Source organism: Pseudomonas sp. N040, from assembly GCF_015637705.1.
GTDB lineage: Bacteria > Pseudomonadota > Gammaproteobacteria > Pseudomonadales > Pseudomonadaceae > Aquipseudomonas.
This window is the reverse complement of record NZ_JADOBE010000004.1, coordinates 1-16,051: the sequence shown is the minus strand read 5'-3', so window position 1 is coordinate 16,051 and position 16,051 is coordinate 1. Positions and strand designations below refer to the sequence as shown.

The window sequence follows — 16,051 nt, the reverse complement described above, 5'->3', positions numbered from 1 at the left end:
TGTGATGCAACTGGCCTTCGTCCTCTACAAGTACTTTCCCTACGGCGGGTTGCAGCGCGACTTCCTGCGCATCGCCCTGGAGTGCCAGCAGCGCGGTCACGCCATTCGCGTCTACACGCCGATCTGGGAGGGCGAGGTGCCCGCCGGTTTCGACGTGCGCGTAGCGCCGGTCAAGGCCTGGTTCAACCACCGGCGCAACGAGAAGTTCAGTGCCTGGCTGGCCGCCGATCTGGCCCGTGATCCGGTGGCGCGGGTGGTCGGCTTCAACAAGATGCCGGGGCTGGATGTGTATTACGCCGCCGATGGCTGCTACGAGGACAAGGCGCAGACCCTGCGCAACCCGATCTACCAGCGCTGGGGCCGCTACAAGCACTTCGCCGACTACGAGCGGGCAGTGTTCGCCCCCACGGCAAAGACCGAGATCCTGATGATCTCCGAGGTGCAGCAGCCGCTGTTCATCCGGCATTACCACACCCCGCGCCAGCGCTTTCACCTGCTGCCGCCGGGCATCGCCCAGGACCGCCGCGCGCCGGCCAATGCGGCCGAGATTCGCGCCGATTTCCGTCGCGAGTTCCAGCTGGCGGATGACACGCTGCTGCTGGTACAGATCGGCTCCGGCTTCAAGACCAAGGGCCTGGATCGCAGCCTCAAGGCGTTGGCCGCGCTGCCGGGGGAGCTGAAAAAGCGTACCCGGCTGATCGCCATTGGCCAGGACGATCCGCGTGCCTTCCAGTTGCAGGCGCGCTCCCTCGGGGTGTCCGCGCAGGTCGAGATCCTCAAGGGTCGCAGCGACATCCCGCGCTTCCTGCTGGGTGCCGACCTGCTGATCCATCCGGCCTACAATGAGAACACCGGCACCGTGCTGCTGGAGGCGCTGGTGTCCGGCCTGCCGGTACTGGTCACCGATGTCTGCGGCTATGCCCATTACATCGCCGAAGCCGATTGCGGGCGGGTGCTGCCCAGCCCGTTCCGGCAGGAACAGCTCGACCGCACCGTCGCTGACATGCTCGCCGATGACGAGCGGCGGGCCTTCTGGGGGCGCAACGGCCTGGCGTTTGCCGACTGTGCCGACCTCTATTCGATGCCGCAGAAGGCGGCCGACGTGATCCTGGCGGAGCGCCCATGAAGCTGATGCTGGCCGAACCCTTCAAATCCCTCTGGGCCGGAAAAGACCCCTTCACCGAGGTCGAGCGGCTGCAGGGCCAGGTCTATCGCGAGCTGGAAGGCCGCCGCACCCTGCGTACCGAGGTTGCCGGGCGTGGCTACTTCGTCAAGATTCACCGCGGCATCGGCTGGGGCGAGATCTTCAAGAACCTGCTCAGCGCCAAGCGCCCGGTGCTGGGCGCCGCCCAGGAGTTGCAGGCCATCCAGCGCCTGACCGCAGCGGGGGTGCCGACCATGACCGCCGTCGCCTATGGCGAGCGCGGTGCCAATCCGGCCAGGCAGCATTCGTTCATCGTTACCGAAGAGCTGGCACCGACCGTCAGCCTCGAAGACTTCAGCCTGACCTGGCAGGCAGTGCCGCCACCCCCACGGCTGAAGCGTGCGCTGATCGCCGCGGTGGCGCAGATGACCGGGGCCATGCACCGCGCCGGGGTGAATCACCGCGATTGCTACATCTGCCACTTCCTGCTGCACACCGACAGACCGGTCACCGCAGAGGATTTCCGGCTGTCGCTGATCGACCTGCACCGGGCCCAGACCCGCGCCGCCACACCGCAGCGCTGGCGCGACAAGGATCTGGCCGCGCTGTACTTCTCGGCGCTGGACATCGGCCTGACCCGGCGTGACAAGCTGCGGTTTGTCCGCGGCTACTTTGGCGCACTCAAGGGTCAGCCGTCGTTGCGCCAGATTCTCGGCGAAGAGGCCCGCCTGCTGGCTTGGCTGGAGGGCAAGGCGGAGAAACTCTACGCGCGCAAGCAACGCTACGGAGACGCACTCTGATGGCCAGCTGGAACCTGGATCCGGATTATGCGCATTTGGCCGACTTCGCCAGCCTGGATACGGTGTTTGCCATCAACGCAGAGCGCATCACCCGCGACCCGCTGTCCGAGGTCTGGCGCGTGCAGCAGGACGGTGTCAGTTACTACGTCAAGCGTTACCGGTTGGCCGGCAAGGGCTTGCGCCGGCATCTCGGCCGTCCGCGGATCAAGGCTGAGTGGCAGAATCTCAAGCGTTTCGAAAAGTGGGGAATTCCCACCGCCCACGTGCTGGCCTGGGGCCTGGAACGCAAGCACGGTGCTTTCGTGCGGGGCGCCATGATTACCCGCGGGCTGCCGGATACCAGTGATCTGGCGCAGCTGGTCAAGACCCGCGATGCGCGTCTGGCCGACCCGGCCTGGGTGCGCCAGACCAGCCGGCAGGTTGCCAGCCTGACCCGCCGCCTGCACGACCACCATTTTGTGCACAACGACCTGAAGTGGCGCAACCTGCTGGTCAATACCGCCGGCGAGGTGTTTCTCATCGACTGCCCGGGCGGAGCGTTCTGGTGGGGGCCGTTGCTGCGTTACCGCATCGTCAAGGACCTGGCCTGCCTGGATAAAGTGGCCAAGCAGTGCCTGAGCCGGACCCAGCGTCTGCGTTTTTATCTGCAGTACCGCGATCGACAGAAACTCAATGCCAGTGACAAGCGGCGCATTCGGCAGATCGTCGGCTATTTCGAGGGCCGTGAATGACTGACTTCATCGCCGCCGAAGACCGCGCGCTGCTGGAGCGCAACGGACTCGCCAGCTTCGAGGCGCTGTGGGCGCTGCAACTGGAGCCCGTGGACGAGCCGAACACCGAGCGCGGCGGGGTCAGCACGGTGTGCCGGCTGGAGTTGGAGGGGCAGGCCTATTACCTCAAGCGTCAGACCAATCACCTGACGCGCAATCTGGCCCATCCGTTTGGCGAGCCGACCTTTGCCCGCGAGTTGCGCAACATCCAGCGCTATCGCGAGCTGGGCATTCCGGCACTGGCCGCGGCCTTCTTCGCCGCGCGCCGGCAACCGGGCGAGTCGCGCGCCATCCTGCTGACGCGCGCGCTGGATGGCTGGAGCGATCTGCACCAACTGCTGGAGCACTGGTCGACGCTAGCGCTGGCGCACCGCCAGGCCATCATCCTGGCAGTCGGGCAACTGGCTGCGACGCTGCATGGCGCCGGCCAGTTGCACGGCTGCTTCTATCCCAAGCACATCTTCCTGCGCACGCGTGGCACGGCCTGGGAGGCCTGCCTGATCGATCTGGAAAAGACCCGGCCACTGTGGTTCGGCCGGCGCGACCGGGTCAAGGATCTCGAACCGTTGCTGCGCCGCGTTAGCCGCTACTGGGAAGAGGCGGACGTGCGCCTGTTTCTCGAAACCTACCTGGGCGGTGAGCGACAGGTTGACGACTGGATGGACCGGCTGGGTGCCCGCCAGCGCGACAAGGAGGGACGCCGGTGAAGCTGGTCCAATTGCGAGAGCGGCAACTGCCGCTGCCGCTGCAGATCGAGCTGGCGGAGGGTGCTTCGCTGCGGCTGCAGCGCCTGTTGCGGGTCCTGCCGGGGCAGCGCTACGTCGGCGTGGCCGAATGGCAGGGGCGCACCGTGCTGGCCAAGCTGCTGGTCGGAGGCAAGGCCGAGCGGCATTACCAGCGCGAACTGCAGGGTGCGCAGCTGCTGGCCGGGCAGGGACTGGTCACGCCGCCATTGCTGGCGCAAGGGTTCGTGCCTGGCCAGGGTGGCTGGCTGTTGTTCGACTACCTGGAGGGCGCGCAGAGCCTGTGGGATGTCTGGCGCACGCTGGAGCCCGCGCCATCGTTGTCGGCTGCCGGCGAAGCCGTGCTGGGCGAGGCGCTGGCGCTGATTGGGCAGATGCATGCGCGCGGCCTGTGGCAGGCTGACCTGCACCTGGACAACCTGCTGCGGCAGCAGGGCCGGCTGTTCGTCATCGATGGCGGCGGGGTCCTAGCGCAAACCCCGGGGCAGCCCTTGTCGCGGGACAAGGTACTGGCCAACCTCGGGGTATTTTTTGCGCAGCTGCCGGCCGAAGTCGAGACTGCCCTGGAAGAGCTGCTGGTGCATTACCTGCTGGCCAATGGCGAGCACGCCCTGCCGCTGGAGGCCCTGCAGGCGGAAATCGCCAGGGTCCGGCGCTGGCGCCTGCGCGACTACCTGAAGAAGATCGGCCGCGACTGCAGCCTGTTCAGCGCCCGGGTCGGCGCCTTCGGCCTGCGGGTGGTGCGCCGCGAAGCGGAAAAAGCGCTGCAGCCGTTGCTGGACGATCCGGACGCCTGCATCGAGCAGGGCCATATTCACAAGACCGGCGGCGCAGCCACGGTGGCCCGCGTCGAGCTCGACGGCCGGCCGTTGCTGGTCAAACGCTACAACATCAAGAACTTCGCCCACTGGTGCAAGCGTTTCTGGCGGCCCAGCCGGGCCTGGCACAGCTGGCGCGAAGGCAACCGCCTGCAGCATCTGGGCATTGCCACGCCACTCCCGCTCGCCGTGCTCGAGCGGCGCTGGTGCTGGCTGCGCGGGCGGGCCTATCTGGTTACCGAATACCTGGCGGGCCAAGATATAATCGAGCGCTTCCAGCCGTATCTGCACAGTCCTCCGCCTGAAACCGAGGTTCTGGCGCTGGAGCGCTTGTTTGCTGCGCTGGTGCGTGAACGCATCAGTCACGGTGATTTGAAGGGGTACAATGTGTTCTGGGATGCTGGCTGCTGGTCGCTGATTGACCTGGATGCCATGCAGCGACATCGCAGTCAGCGCAGCTTTGCCCGTGCCTATGGGCGTGACCGTGCACGATTCTTGCGCAACTGGCCGGCTGATTCAGCCCTGTACCAGTTGCTCGACCAACGTTTACCGCAGGTGCCCGGCACCTGCCCTGAAAGAGGCTAACACCTGTGGCATTGACCATTCTCGGCCTGTCCGGCGCCTTGAGCCATGACCCTTCTGCGGCCCTGTACATCGACGGCAAGCTGATTGCCGCGGCAGAAGAAGAGCGCTTCGTGCGCGACAAGCACGCCAAGCACCGCATGCCCTACGAGTCGGCCAAGTTCTGCCTGGAACAGGCCGGAATCAAGCCGGGCGATGTCGATGTGGTGGCGATTCCCTTCGCGCCGATCAGCCTCTTCGACAAGGCCCGCTGGCATTACGCCAAGCGTTACTGGTACGCGCCGGATCGCGCCCTCGATGCCATCCTCATGGGCAACCGCCGCTACAAGCGCTACTACAAGCACATCCAGTGGTGTCTGCAGCAGCTCGGCTTCGACCTGAAGAAGGTCAAGATCGAGCCGGTCGAGCACCACCTGGCCCACGCCTCCAGCGCCTACCATTGCTCGGGCTTCAAGGAAAAGACCGCGATCCTCGGCATCGACGGCAAGGGTGAGTACGCCACCACCTTCTTCGGTTATGGCGAGAACGGCAAGATCCACAAGATCAAGGAATTCTTCGATCCGGATTCGCTCGGCGGCCTGTATGGTGCGATCACCGAATTCCTCGGTTTCGAGATGCTTGACGGCGAGTTCAAGGTCATGGGCATGGCGCCGTACGGCGATGCCAGCAAGTATGATTTCTCGCGTCTGGCCACCTTCGAGAACGGCGAACTGGTGATCAACACCGACTACGCCAACGTCATCGGCCTGCGCCGCTACAAAGAGAAGGGCAAGGGCTTCTACTTCTCGCCCAAGTTGATCGAATGGTTGGGCCCGAAGCGCGAAGGCGATATCGCCGACGATCCGTACATCCATTACGCCGCCAGCATGCAAGCGCTGTTCGAGAAGCTGGCGCTGCAGATGATGGATTACTACCTCGGCGACATCCTCAAGGAGACCGGCAAGATCGTGTTTGCCGGCGGCTGCGCGCTGAACGTCAAGCTCAACCAGAAGATCATCGCCCGTCCGGAGGTCAAGGAGCTGTTCGTCCAGCCGGCTTCCGGCGATGCCGGTACTGCCGTCGGTGCGGCCGCTTACGTTTCGCACAAACGTGGCGTGCCGGTGGAGAAGATGGAGCACGTCTACCTCGGCCCGGAATACAGCAACGAAGACGTGATCGCTGCCTGCGCCCGCCACCCGAGCAAGCCTACCTGGCAGCAGATCGACAACATGCCCGAGCGCATCGCCAGGATCATGGTTGCCGGCAACCCGGTGGCCTGGTTCCAGGGGCGCATGGAGTTCGGCCCGCGCGCCTTGGGCGGTCGTTCGATCATCGGTTGCCCGAGCGTGGAAGGCGTGGCCGACCGGATCAACGCGCAGATCAAGTTCCGCGAGCGCTGGAGGCCCTTCTGCCCGTCGATGCTCGACACCGTCGCGCCGCAGATGCTCAAGGTCGACCATCCGAGCCCGTTCATGACCTTCACCTTTGAAGTCAATGACGAGTGGAAAAACCGCGTCGGTGAAGTGGTGCACGAAGACGGCACCTCGCGCGCCCAGGTGTTGAAGCGCGAATACAACCCGCGCTACTACGACATGATGCTGGAGCTGGAAAAACTCACCGGCAACGGCGTGTCGCTGAACACCTCGCTGAACCGTCGCGGCGAACCGATGATCTGCTCACCGACCGATGCCCTGGACATGTTCTTCGGCTCCGACCTGGAATACCTGATCATGCAGGACATCCTGGTGGTCAAGGATGGCGTCAAGCGTGATGACAGCACCAGCTGAAACGCCGGGCAGCAGCTCGGCAGCCGGTTTGGTCGAGGCCGGGCCGGTGCTGATCAGCGTGATCATTCCGGCGTACAACTACGCCCACCTGCTGCCGCGCGCGCTGGATTCGGTGCTCGGGCAGTGGGCGGATGATCTCGAGCTGATCGTGGTCAACGATGGCTCAAGGGATAACACGGTCGAGGTTCTGGCGACCTATCAGGCGCGTTATCCGCAGGTTCAGGTCATTCACCAGGAGAATGCCGGCGCGGCTGCGGCGCGCAATCACGGCATTCGCCTGGCACGCGGCCGCTATGCGCTGCTGCTGGATGCCGATGACGAGTTGCTGCCGGGTGCGCTGGCCAGCCTGCGCGAGGTACTGGCGGCCAATCCCCAGGCGGGGCTGATTCTGGGCGCGCAGCTTTCGGTGTATCCGGATGGGCGCGAGCGCCTGCGCTTGCCCACGCCCGCCAAGGGAACGCCTGCGCAGTTGATCCAGCGCTATCTGCTGGAAAAGAAGATATCCATCTCGCATTGCTGCTCGCTGTTTCGCCGCGACCTGTTGCTGCAGCGGCCTTATCCGGAAAACCTGCGTAGCGGCGAGGACATCGCGGTATTTGCCTACCTGCTGGTGAGCGGGCCTGTCGCGACAACCCGTCAGCCGCTGGCGCGAATCTACAAGCATGCCGACAGCCTGCGACATAACCGCGACGATGAGGAAGCGACGGCCAGAGGCATGTTGCATGAAGTGTTCGCCCGTCTGCCGGTCGAGTGCCAGCCGCTGCGCAAGCGCTATGAGGCACAGCGCTACCTGTCGCTGTTTCGATCGGCCTTGCGCGCCAGGGATCGGGCCAAGGCCTGGCATTACTACCGCATTGCGTTGTTGTGCAGCCCGCCGCAGGCGTTGCGCTGGGATTATTTGCGCAAGGCGCTGCTGTTGACGGTCGGCCGCTGAGATGCGCGTACTGGTGTTGACGGCCTCGCCGCGGTTGCCGGATCTGTGCACGCTGTATGGCGAGCTGGGCAAGCATGTGGACTTGCACGTGCTGCAGCTGGAGAAAAAACAGCAACGCGACCTGCGCAAAGCATTGCGCGACATCGATCTGGCGAGTTTCGCGCGGGTGCTGCTGGACCTGCCGTTCAAGAATGTCTATCGCCAGACAGGCTATCTGTCCAGGCTCAACGGGCTGCTGATTTACGATGAGGATGCCTGCCAGAATTATCTGAGCAATTCGCGCTGGTACGGCGCCTTCAGTCAGTTCTATCAGCGCTTGCCGCAAGCGCGGATTCTGGTCACCGGCGCCAGCGTCGCCGCGCGGCTGCAAGGCGAAGGCTTTGCGGTGAGCTTTGCGCCAAAGGGCTACGACCCGGCGCGGCAGTATCTGCAGCCGGGGTCACAGGATCTTCAGCAACGCGATATCGAGCTGGGTTTTATCGGCCGTACCGCCAGCGCCGCCTATGCCGGGCGCAAGGAATTACTGGAACAGCTGGCTTCGGTCGAGCCGTTGCAGCTGTTGCGCACGGAGCCGGGCGATGCCTATCGGCAGATGCTCAATCGTATTCGGCTGTTCGTCAGCGCCGATGTGGGACTGGGCGAATACATGGCCAAGAACTTCGAGGCGATGGCCTGTGGCTGCGTGTTGCTGGCCTGGCGGCAGGGCAGCGAAGAGCCGGCGATCGGCCTGCAGGACGGCGAGCACCTGTTGCTCTACAGCAGCCTGGCGGAGTTGCGCGCACATATCGCAGCGTTGCGCGTCGACCCGCAGCGGGCGCAGCGCATCGCAGATTCTGGCCGTGCATTTGTTCAGGCGCAGCTCAGCTATACGCATCTGGCGGCGCGCATGGCGGCCCTGCTGGCCGAGCCTTGGCCAAGTGTTCCGCCACTTACAGGCTGGCGTGCCGTATGGCAGCGCCTGCGTTTCTCTTGAGAGCCTTTGCATGACTTCCATGAATGCCGAGCAGCCGCTGGTCAGCGTGATAATCGCGTCCTACAACCATGCGCCCTATATCGAGGCCAGCATCCGCAGTGTGTTGGCGCAGACCTACGGCAATATCGAATTGCTGGTGGTCGATGATGGCTCCACGGACGACAGCGTCGAACGCATTCGTCGCCTGCAGCAACAGTATGGTTTTGATTTTCGCGTGCAGGCCAACCAGGGCCTGTCGCGCACCCTGAATGACAGCATCGCGCGTGCCCGTGGCGATCTGATCGTGTCATTCGGCTCGGACGATGTAATGCTGCCGCAGCGTCTGGAGCTGCAGGTGGCTTATATGCAGGGCAAGCCGGAAGTGGGGATTTGTGCCGGCAATATCGAGGAAATAGATGCCGATGGGCAGTCGCGCGGTGCGCCGCGTGATTTACCGTTGCGGCGCCTGGATTTCGAGGATGTGTTTCTCAATCGCAAGCCCGGGGCGCCGGCGCCGACCCTGATGTTTCGTCGGGAGGCGCTGGAGCGGGTCGGTGGCTTCGACCCGCAGATTCGCCTCGAAGACCTGTACATTCAGCTGAAAATCACCCGTGCCGGTTACTTCGTCGACATCCTCGGCGAGGTGCTGGCCCAGTACCGGGTGCACGGCAGCAATACCTACAAGAACTACCGTTTCATGGTTGAGAATGTGCTCAAGACCTATGAGCAGTTCAGTGATCACTGGGCCTATTCGCAGGTTCGCGGAAAGTTTTTGAACTCCATGCTGCTCAAGTGCGCGCGCTATGACCAAGCGCTATTTCGTCAGCTGTTGGGAGAATTGCCGTTGCATCAATGGCGGGGCAAGACCTTGCGGGCGCTGTGGCGTTACTGGTCAGTGTCAGACAGGTCCTAGCCCGTTGCTAGTACGGTTTTTAACAAGCTGCGTTTTGGAACGAATAATTGAGCGACGCGAATGTATTGATCATCTGGGGCATGCATCGCTCCGGAACATCCTTGCTGGCATCCTGGCTGGCTGCGTGCGGTCTGGATGTCGGGCAGGAGTTGCTGGGGTCTGGCGTGGGAAACGAGCGCGGGCATCATGAAGATATCGACTTTCTCCAGTTGCACGAAAACATTTTAAAAGACAACCGCATACGCTGCGGTGGCTTGTTGCGGACCGAACCCTTGCTGGTCTCGGCTCAACGGCTGGCGGAAATGCGCGATCTGGTTGGAACAAAGGCGGCACGCGGAACTCAGTGGGGCTGGAAGGAGCCGCGCACGTGCCTTTTTCACCGCGAATACCAGACGTTGCTTCCCGATGCTAATCATCTGCTGGTGTTTCGCGATTATCGTCTTGTCGTCGATTCTCTGGTGCGCCGCCGCATGAAGAAGCGCGAACAGCGAATCGGTAAAAAGCGGGGATTGAAAAAGCTGTATTACCGGAGCAAGGCCTCCCTGTGGCGTCTGTTATCCATGCCCCGCGCGGCCGAGCGCTATTTGCGCGCCTGGGTCCGTTACAACGAGAACTTGCTCGAGCTAGCCGCCAACGCCGCTGACGGTAAGCTTTTTGTACTGGACTGCAGTGATTTCGTGGCAGTCAGTCCGATGGTGCGTGCATGGTTGTGCGGCGCAGGGTTCTCCATCTCACCTGAGCCTGCCGAGGCGCATGTGGACAGGAGCATGATTGCCATTGCGCCTCGGCACGAATATCGCTTTAGCGCGGATTTGCAGAAGCGGGCCGATTCCATTTTGGCAAACATGCGTGATCTGGCGGAGCGCTCCCGGCAGATGGCCGCGAAAGGAGCTTGAATGCCTCGCGGGGTTTCGTGCCCTCCGGCGTGGGCAGTAGGGCATTTTCCACGTGGTTGCGTCTGCCAGGACGCGTCCGATACTTAAACGTCACGATTCTGCTCGGCACCCCGCATCTTGGCGAGACAGGGCTTGATCGCCGACGTTGCGGGATGGTCAGCTGGGCGAAATTCCGCTGGATTGCGAGACGGAAAACGGTGCGTTCTTGAAGTGTGTCCTGCAGTGGTCGGATGTGTGGCGGCAAGGCTCATGCAGTCGAATCATCAAGGTTCAGCCCTGTACAATGGATTGGCTAATGGTCTGCAGCAGTCGATTAGAAGTTTTCCTTTACCATCCCAGTTCGTCCGATGTCTGCGGAGAAATATGAAAGTCCTGTTAGTTGTTATGGATGACCAGCGGGTGATTCTGGATCGCCTGTATGAACAGATTCGGCAGAATCTGCAGAGCTGTGTGCTTGTGCGCCTGGAAAAGGCGCAGCAACTGCATCTTGCGCGGGTTTTGCTTGAACAGGATTACACCAGCTTCGACCGGGTCGTGATCTTTTCCCGGCTGAAACGCCTGCGCCGCCAGCTTGCGGTTCTGCGCGGCATTCCCGGGCTGATCTTTCTGGAGCACGATGCCTGTCAGAACTATATGGTCGACAGCAAGTATCGTGGCGCTTATTCGCGCTTCTACAGGCGCTTGCCCTGGGTGCGGGTGCTGGTTTCAGGCGCTGCAGTTGCCCGCCGGCTGTCTGCCGAGGGTGTGGATGCGGTCTTCGTGTCCAAGGGCTATGACGAGCAGATGTTCAGCAACCTGGGCGGCGTGCGCGATATCGAGGCGGCTTTTCTGGGTAGTATCAAGGGCGATGCCTATAGTCCTCGCCGGCAGGTCCTGGACGCCATCGCGGCGCAGACCGAGTTGCTGGTAACCAGGACCCGATCCGGTGCCGAGTATCAGGTCATGCTCAATCGAATCCGGATTTTCGTCAGTGCCGATGTGGGCATGGGCGAGTTCATGATCAAGAACTTCGAGGCCATGGCCTGCGGTTGCGTGCTGCTTGCCTGGGATCAGGGTGACGAAGGCGCGGCTCTCGGCTTCGAGGATGGTCGCAACGTGCTTTTCTATGACTCGGCGGATGCTGCCGTCGAGAAAATCCGCCAACTGCGGGCCGACCCACAACTGGCGGCGCGCATTGCCAATGCCGGGCAGGCCCTGGCGGAGCAGCATTTCACGTTCAAGCGGGTTGGCCATGATCTGGCGCGGGCCATTGAGTTGCCCCTGCGGCCCTGGCCCGGACTGGGTTTCTGGCAGCGCGGCTGGTTGCGCCTGCGCTACGGACTGCGCATCTGATGGCGATCAAGCTCTACTGGTGCCGCGGCAAGGGTCGCAGCGATCCTGCGCAGCAGAACTTCGGCGATTACCTGTCGCCCCTGTTGGTGGAAATGCTGTCCGGCCAGCCGGTGGTTTATGCCCCGGTGCACAAGGCCGACCTGATGGCGGTCGGTTCGATCCTGCCGCGGGTGCTCAAGGCTCGGCGGTTTCTTTTGCCGCGCCGGCTGCACATCTGGGGTGCCGGGACTGATGCACCGGGCCTGCACTTTTCGGCGCGGCACTACTACCATGCCTTGCGCGGCGAGAAGAGCCTGGAACAGGTCGAGGGCTTGCGATCCAGGCCGGCGCTCGGGGATCCCGGTTTGCTGGCGGGCGAGTGGTGGGGTGGACGGCCCAGGCCGGGAAAGCGCCACCGCATAGGCATCATTCCGCATTATGTCGATCGGCAGGATCCTCGCGTGCTGGCAGTGGCCAATGTGCCAGGGGTCATGCTGATTGATGTGTTCTGGCCGGTGGAGGAGGTATTGCGTGCGGTGCAAGGCTGCGACCTGATCCTTTCTTCGAGCATGCACGGCCTGATCGTGGCGGATGCCTTCGGCATACCCAACCGGCGCCTGCGCCTGTCCTCCGGGCAGATCTCCGATTTCAAGTTTGTCGATTATTACTCGGCGTTTGCCCTGGCCGAGCCCGAGCCGCTGAGCGGGCAGGTGTTGCTTGAGCTGGCGGGCATGAATCTGGACGAACTGATTGGCGCTTATCAGCGTCCCGGCCTGGAGTCCTTGCAATCAGGCCTTGTCAAGGCCTTTCCCGACCTGTGAGTTTTTGCATGAGCAATGTCCGCAATCAGCTGGCGCCAGTCGCTCCCTGGCTTTTCGCTGGAGTGTTTTGCCTGTTTTGCCTGGCCTTCTATTTGCCGCTGTCCTCCAAGGCCACCAACAATGTCTTCTATGTCGGCCTGGCATTGCCGACATTCATCTGGCTGCTCGCCCGGCCGCGGGCGCTGATGTCCCTGTGGCGTCCGTTTGCCTGGCTGTTCGTGCTGCTGAGCCTGATGGTGACGCTGGATGCCAGTGATGTCGCCGGGTTGAAGAAGGCGCTGTATCTCCTGCTGTTCTTTGCCAGTTGCGTGTTGCTGGAAGGGGGGCGCCCCGGAGTCCAGCAGGTGTTTAGCTGGTTTGCCCTGGCCAGTGTGGGCATCCTGCTGTGGGTCGCGGTCGACTGGCTGTGGATCTGGCTGCATGGCGAGCGCTGGGTTCGCTACGTGTACTTGCTCGGCGTCAATATCAACCCGGTCTACGTATCCTTGCTGATCACCAGTGCGCTGGTGTTTCTCTGGCTGTTCCATGTGTCGGACAGGCTCGAGCGGCACTCGCGTGCGGCTTTGGTATTCGGCCTGTTGGTGCTGGCCGGGCTGGTAGTGTTGTGCAGCAGCATCTTCCAGGCGCGCTCGGCATTGCTGGGATTCGGCCTGTTCTTTACGGCGTACTGCGTCACCAAGCGCATGCTGGTGCTGGGGCTGGCTTTGCTCGTGCTGCTGGCCGGGCTGCTGTTTTTTCTGGGTGGTGCCGAGCTGCTGCTGAATCGCGGGCTCAGCCATCGCACCGATATCTGGCAGGACGCCTGGCAGCGGCTGACCACGCAGTGCAATGTCTGGCTTGGCTGTGGTGCGGATGACTATCTGTTTCTGGGCAAGTGGCAGCATCCGCACAGCGGCTATTTTTCCATGCTTTACCGGAATGGCGTGCTTGGTGCACTGCTGTTTGCGCTGTTCGCTGCGGTGTTCTTCTGGCAGGGCATACGCGCACGTTCGCGCTGGATGCTGCTGGCGCTGGTCGGCTGGGGCAGCCTGCTGACCACCACCAATGGCGTGCTGACCTCACCGCAGCCCTTGTGGGTCTACTTCTGGCTACCGACCTTCATGGCGATCATCGAAGGCCAGCAGGCGGCGCTGCAGGCGTATTACGCCGCGCGTCGACAGGTACCTCACGGGGCGTCTTGATACAGCGCCAGGAGTTGCTCGATAGGAAAGTTCTGCAGTTTCTGCCGGGCCAGGTAATTGCGCAAATGGTCGAAATTGCGCCGCACTTGCCAGCGATTGAGTGCAGCAAACTTGAATTGCAGGTCAAGGATATCGATCAGCCCGTATTGCCCGTCCGGCAGTTGCAGGATGTTGCCCAGGTGCAGGGAGCGGAAGTAAATACCGCGCCGGTGCAGGCGGCGGATGAACAGGGCCAGTGAGGGCAGCAGCGGGTTTATCTGCTCGGGGTTCCGGCGCAGCAGTTGTTCGATGGATTGCCCGGGCAGGGGGTGATACAGGCAGGCGCTCAGGCCCGCCGGGCGATCCAGCCAGAATAGCCGTTGTGTTTCCGGTGCAGGGATCCCGGCCTGGCGGAGCCGTTCGGCGTTGCGGGCAAAGGTCCTGGCTGGCGGCTGCAGGCGGGCCAGGAATGGTTTGCGCCGGGTGTAGAAAATCTTCAGGAACAGCCCGTCAGGCAAGGCAATCACCTTGGGGCCGCGGGCGTCCCTTTCCAGCACATTTCCACTGGCGATCCAGCGCTCCAGTTGCTGCGCTGTTACAATTTCCATCCTTTACCTCTTGGCATTCTTGTGGGGATTTGCCGCATGACCAATTCTAACCGGCAATCTGACTTAAAAGTTTATCTGCGCTTGTTGCGCTATGTGCTGCCCTACTGGGGGCTGTTTGCCGTCAGTATTCTCGGCTTCCTGATCTTTTCCTCCACGCAGCCAATGCTGGCCTACGTTCTCAAGTATTTTGTCGATGGGCTGTCCAATCCCAATGCCAGCCTGTTTCCCCAGGTGCCCCTGCTGCGCGACCTGAATCTGGTCATGGCGGTCCCCTTGCTGATCGTGCTGATTGCCCTGTTCCAGGGGGTGGGTTCCTACCTGGGCAATTTCTACCTGGCCAGGGTTTCGCTGGCAGTGGTTCGGGATCTGCGTCTTTCGCTGTTCGACAACCTGCTGACACTGCCGAACCGCTATTTTGACAATCACAACTCAGGGCACCTGGTGTCGCGCATCACCTTCAACGTGACCATGGTCACCGGCGCCGCCACCGATGCGGTCAAGGTGGTGATTCGCGAGGGCTTGTCGGTGATCTTCCTGTTCGGCGCCCTGCTCTGGATGAACTGGAAGCTGACCCTGGTGATGGTGGCAATTCTGCCGCTTATCGGGCTGATGGTGGTGAGTGCCAGTCGCAAGTTTCGCAAGCAGAGCAAGCAGATCCAGGAAGCCATGGGCGATGTGACGCACGTCGCTTCGGAAACCATCCAGGGCTACCGGGTCGTGCGCAGTTTCGGTGGCGAACCCTATGAGCAGCAACGCTTTCGCGAGGTGACCACGGGTAACGAAGCCCGTCAGCTGAAGATGATCAAGACCAATGCGGTCTATACCCCGACCCTGCAGCTGGTGATCTATAGCGGCATGGCGGTGCTGATGTTCCTGGTGCTTTATTTGCGCGGCGACTCCAGTGCCGGCGATCTGGTGGCCTACATCACCATGGCCGGCCTGCTGCCCAAGCCGATCCGCCAGCTCTCGGAAGTCAGTTCGACCATCCAGAAAGGTCTGGCCGCCGCCGACAGCATCTTCGAGCAACTGGATGAGGCGCCCGAGGTGGATTACGGCACCCAGGAGCGCGAGCGGGTCAGTGGCCGGCTGGAGGTCCGCGATCTGACCTTCCAGTACCCGGACACCGAGAAACCTGTCCTGCATAACATTTCCTTCACTGCCGAGCCGGGGCAGATGGTCGCCCTGGTCGGCCGCTCGGGCAGCGGCAAGTCGACCCTGGCCAGCCTGGTGCCGCGTTTCTATCACCATGAACAAGGGCAGATCCTGCTGGATGGCCTGGACATAGAGGAATACACCCTGCGCAACCTGCGCCGGCACATTGCCCTGGTGACCCAGCACGTCACCCTGTTCAACGACACGGTGAGCAACAACATCGCCTACGGCGACCTGGCTGGCGCGCCTGCCGAGGCCGTGCGCAAGGCTGCCGAGGATGCCTATGCCGACGAGTTCATCGCGAACATGCCAAAGGGCTACGAGACCCTGGTCGGCGAAAACGGCGTGCTGCTCTCCGGGGGCCAGCGCCAGCGTCTGGCGATTGCGCGCGCGCTGCTGAAGGATGCGCCGCTGCTGATTCTCGACGAAGCCACCTCGGCGCTGGATACCGAGTCCGAGCGGCACATCCAGGCGGCGCTGGACAAGGTGGTAAGCGGGCGGACCACGCTGGTCATCGCGCACCGCCTGACCACCATCGAGAAAGCCGACCTGATCCTGGTGATGGACCAGGGGCGGATCGTCGAGCGCGGCACCCACGCCGAGTTGCTGGCGCAGAATGGCTATTACACCCGCCTGCACGCCCGCCAGTTTGAAGAGGGCGGCGAAGAACCGGTTGTCGAG

Annotated in this window: 15 protein-coding genes; 14 read left to right on the top strand and 1 reads right to left on the bottom strand. The window is 62.6% G+C overall.

Translation table 11 applies throughout. From position 1 onward, the window contains the following. Window positions 1-4: 4 nt before the first annotated feature. The 13 genes from ISX93_RS07200 (at window position 5) to ISX93_RS07140 (ending at window position 13,631) form a co-directional block, all read left to right on the top strand. Window positions 5-1,126, top strand: coding sequence for a glycosyltransferase family 4 protein (locus ISX93_RS07200; RefSeq protein ID WP_195778042.1), 1,122 nt, complete (start codon window positions 5-7; stop codon window positions 1,124-1,126). Further along, window positions 1,123-1,944 carry a lipopolysaccharide core heptose(I) kinase RfaP gene (rfaP, locus tag ISX93_RS07195; protein ID WP_195778041.1) on the top strand — a complete coding sequence of 274 codons (822 nt, stop codon included), beginning with the start codon at window positions 1,123-1,125 and terminating at the stop codon, window positions 1,942-1,944. The genes ISX93_RS07200 and rfaP overlap by 4 nt, the downstream gene beginning before the upstream one ends. Continuing rightward, window positions 1,944-2,675: a lipopolysaccharide kinase InaA family protein gene (locus ISX93_RS07190; RefSeq protein ID WP_195778040.1), complete on the top strand. Its 732-nt coding sequence runs from the start codon at window positions 1,944-1,946 to the stop codon at window positions 2,673-2,675. Before rfaP ends, ISX93_RS07190 begins: the two co-directional genes overlap by 1 nt. Continuing rightward, window positions 2,672-3,421, top strand: coding sequence for a lipopolysaccharide kinase InaA family protein (locus tag ISX93_RS07185; RefSeq protein WP_195778039.1), 750 nt, complete (start codon window positions 2,672-2,674; stop codon window positions 3,419-3,421). The genes ISX93_RS07190 and ISX93_RS07185 overlap by 4 nt, the downstream gene beginning before the upstream one ends. Continuing rightward, window positions 3,418-4,860, top strand: a complete 1,443-nt coding sequence (locus ISX93_RS07180) for a lipopolysaccharide kinase InaA family protein (RefSeq protein WP_195778038.1) — start codon at window positions 3,418-3,420, stop codon at window positions 4,858-4,860. Before ISX93_RS07185 ends, ISX93_RS07180 begins: the two co-directional genes overlap by 4 nt. 5 nt (window positions 4,861-4,865) lie before the next feature. After that, the gene (locus ISX93_RS07175; RefSeq protein WP_195778037.1) at window positions 4,866-6,623 is read left to right on the top strand and encodes a carbamoyltransferase family protein; all 1,758 of its coding nucleotides are present in this window, start codon (window positions 4,866-4,868) and stop codon (window positions 6,621-6,623) included. Beyond that, on the top strand, window positions 6,607-7,557 hold the full coding sequence (locus ISX93_RS07170; protein WP_195778036.1) for a glycosyltransferase family 2 protein: 951 nt from the start codon (window positions 6,607-6,609) through the stop codon (window positions 7,555-7,557). The genes ISX93_RS07175 and ISX93_RS07170 overlap by 17 nt, the downstream gene beginning before the upstream one ends. A 1-nt stretch (window position 7,558) precedes the next feature. Then, complete coding sequence (locus ISX93_RS07165) at window positions 7,559-8,530, top strand: glycosyltransferase family protein (RefSeq protein ID WP_195778035.1); 972 nt, start codon at window positions 7,559-7,561, stop codon at window positions 8,528-8,530. A 19-nt stretch (window positions 8,531-8,549) separates the two neighbouring features. Beyond that, window positions 8,550-9,422 carry a glycosyltransferase gene (locus ISX93_RS07160; protein ID WP_219841003.1) on the top strand — a complete coding sequence of 291 codons (873 nt, stop codon included), beginning with the start codon at window positions 8,550-8,552 and terminating at the stop codon, window positions 9,420-9,422. Between the two features lie 47 nt (window positions 9,423-9,469). Further along, entirely contained in the window at window positions 9,470-10,318 is an 849-nt protein-coding gene (locus ISX93_RS07155) for a hypothetical protein (RefSeq protein ID WP_195778033.1), read from the top strand. Window positions 10,319-10,681: 363 nt separating this feature from the next. Next, complete coding sequence (locus ISX93_RS07150; protein ID WP_195778032.1) at window positions 10,682-11,650, top strand: glycosyltransferase; 969 nt, start codon at window positions 10,682-10,684, stop codon at window positions 11,648-11,650. Then, window positions 11,650-12,450, top strand: a complete 801-nt coding sequence (locus ISX93_RS07145; RefSeq protein ID WP_195778031.1) for a polysaccharide pyruvyl transferase family protein — start codon at window positions 11,650-11,652, stop codon at window positions 12,448-12,450. Before ISX93_RS07150 ends, ISX93_RS07145 begins: the two co-directional genes overlap by 1 nt. 8 nt (window positions 12,451-12,458) lie before the next feature. Then, complete coding sequence (locus ISX93_RS07140; RefSeq protein ID WP_195778030.1) at window positions 12,459-13,631, top strand: hypothetical protein; 1,173 nt, start codon at window positions 12,459-12,461, stop codon at window positions 13,629-13,631. On the opposite strand, the gene ISX93_RS07135 is transcribed toward ISX93_RS07140, so the two are convergent. Continuing rightward, a complete protein-coding gene (locus ISX93_RS07135) occupies window positions 13,616-14,218 on the bottom strand; it encodes a toluene tolerance protein (RefSeq protein WP_195778029.1) in 603 nt (200 codons plus the stop codon). The genes ISX93_RS07140 and ISX93_RS07135 overlap by 16 nt on opposite strands. A 36-nt stretch (window positions 14,219-14,254) precedes the next feature. On the opposite strand from ISX93_RS07135, the gene msbA reads away from it, so the two are divergent. Next, window positions 14,255-16,051, top strand: a 1,797-nt coding sequence (gene msbA, locus ISX93_RS07130) for a lipid A export permease/ATP-binding protein MsbA (RefSeq protein WP_195778028.1), incomplete at its 3' end; no start/stop codon positions are given.

What these genes read in the sequence shown, in the direction of transcription:
- ISX93_RS07190 (WP_195778040.1), top strand. Translation starts at nt 1,944, where the DNA reads ATGGCCAGCTGGAACCTGGATCCGGATTATGCGCATTTGGCCGACTTC.
- ISX93_RS07185 (WP_195778039.1), top strand. Translation starts at nt 2,672, where the DNA reads ATGACTGACTTCATCGCCGCCGAAGACCGCGCGCTGCTGGAGCGCAAC.
- ISX93_RS07160 (WP_219841003.1), top strand. Translation starts at nt 8,550, where the DNA reads ATGAATGCCGAGCAGCCGCTGGTCAGCGTGATAATCGCGTCCTACAAC.
- ISX93_RS07140 (WP_195778030.1), top strand. Translation starts at nt 12,459, where the DNA reads ATGAGCAATGTCCGCAATCAGCTGGCGCCAGTCGCTCCCTGGCTTTTC.
- rfaP (WP_195778041.1), top strand. Translation starts at nt 1,123, where the DNA reads ATGAAGCTGATGCTGGCCGAACCCTTCAAATCCCTCTGGGCCGGAAAA.
- ISX93_RS07150 (WP_195778032.1), top strand. Translation starts at nt 10,682, where the DNA reads ATGAAAGTCCTGTTAGTTGTTATGGATGACCAGCGGGTGATTCTGGAT.
- ISX93_RS07200 (WP_195778042.1), top strand. Translation starts at nt 5, where the DNA reads ATGCAACTGGCCTTCGTCCTCTACAAGTACTTTCCCTACGGCGGGTTG.
- ISX93_RS07145 (WP_195778031.1), top strand. Translation starts at nt 11,650, where the DNA reads ATGGCGATCAAGCTCTACTGGTGCCGCGGCAAGGGTCGCAGCGATCCT.
- ISX93_RS07170 (WP_195778036.1), top strand. Translation starts at nt 6,607, where the DNA reads ATGACAGCACCAGCTGAAACGCCGGGCAGCAGCTCGGCAGCCGGTTTG.
- ISX93_RS07165 (WP_195778035.1), top strand. Translation starts at nt 7,559, where the DNA reads ATGCGCGTACTGGTGTTGACGGCCTCGCCGCGGTTGCCGGATCTGTGC.
- ISX93_RS07135 (WP_195778029.1), bottom strand. Translation starts at nt 14,218, where the DNA reads ATGGAAATTGTAACAGCGCAGCAACTGGAGCGCTGGATCGCCAGTGGA.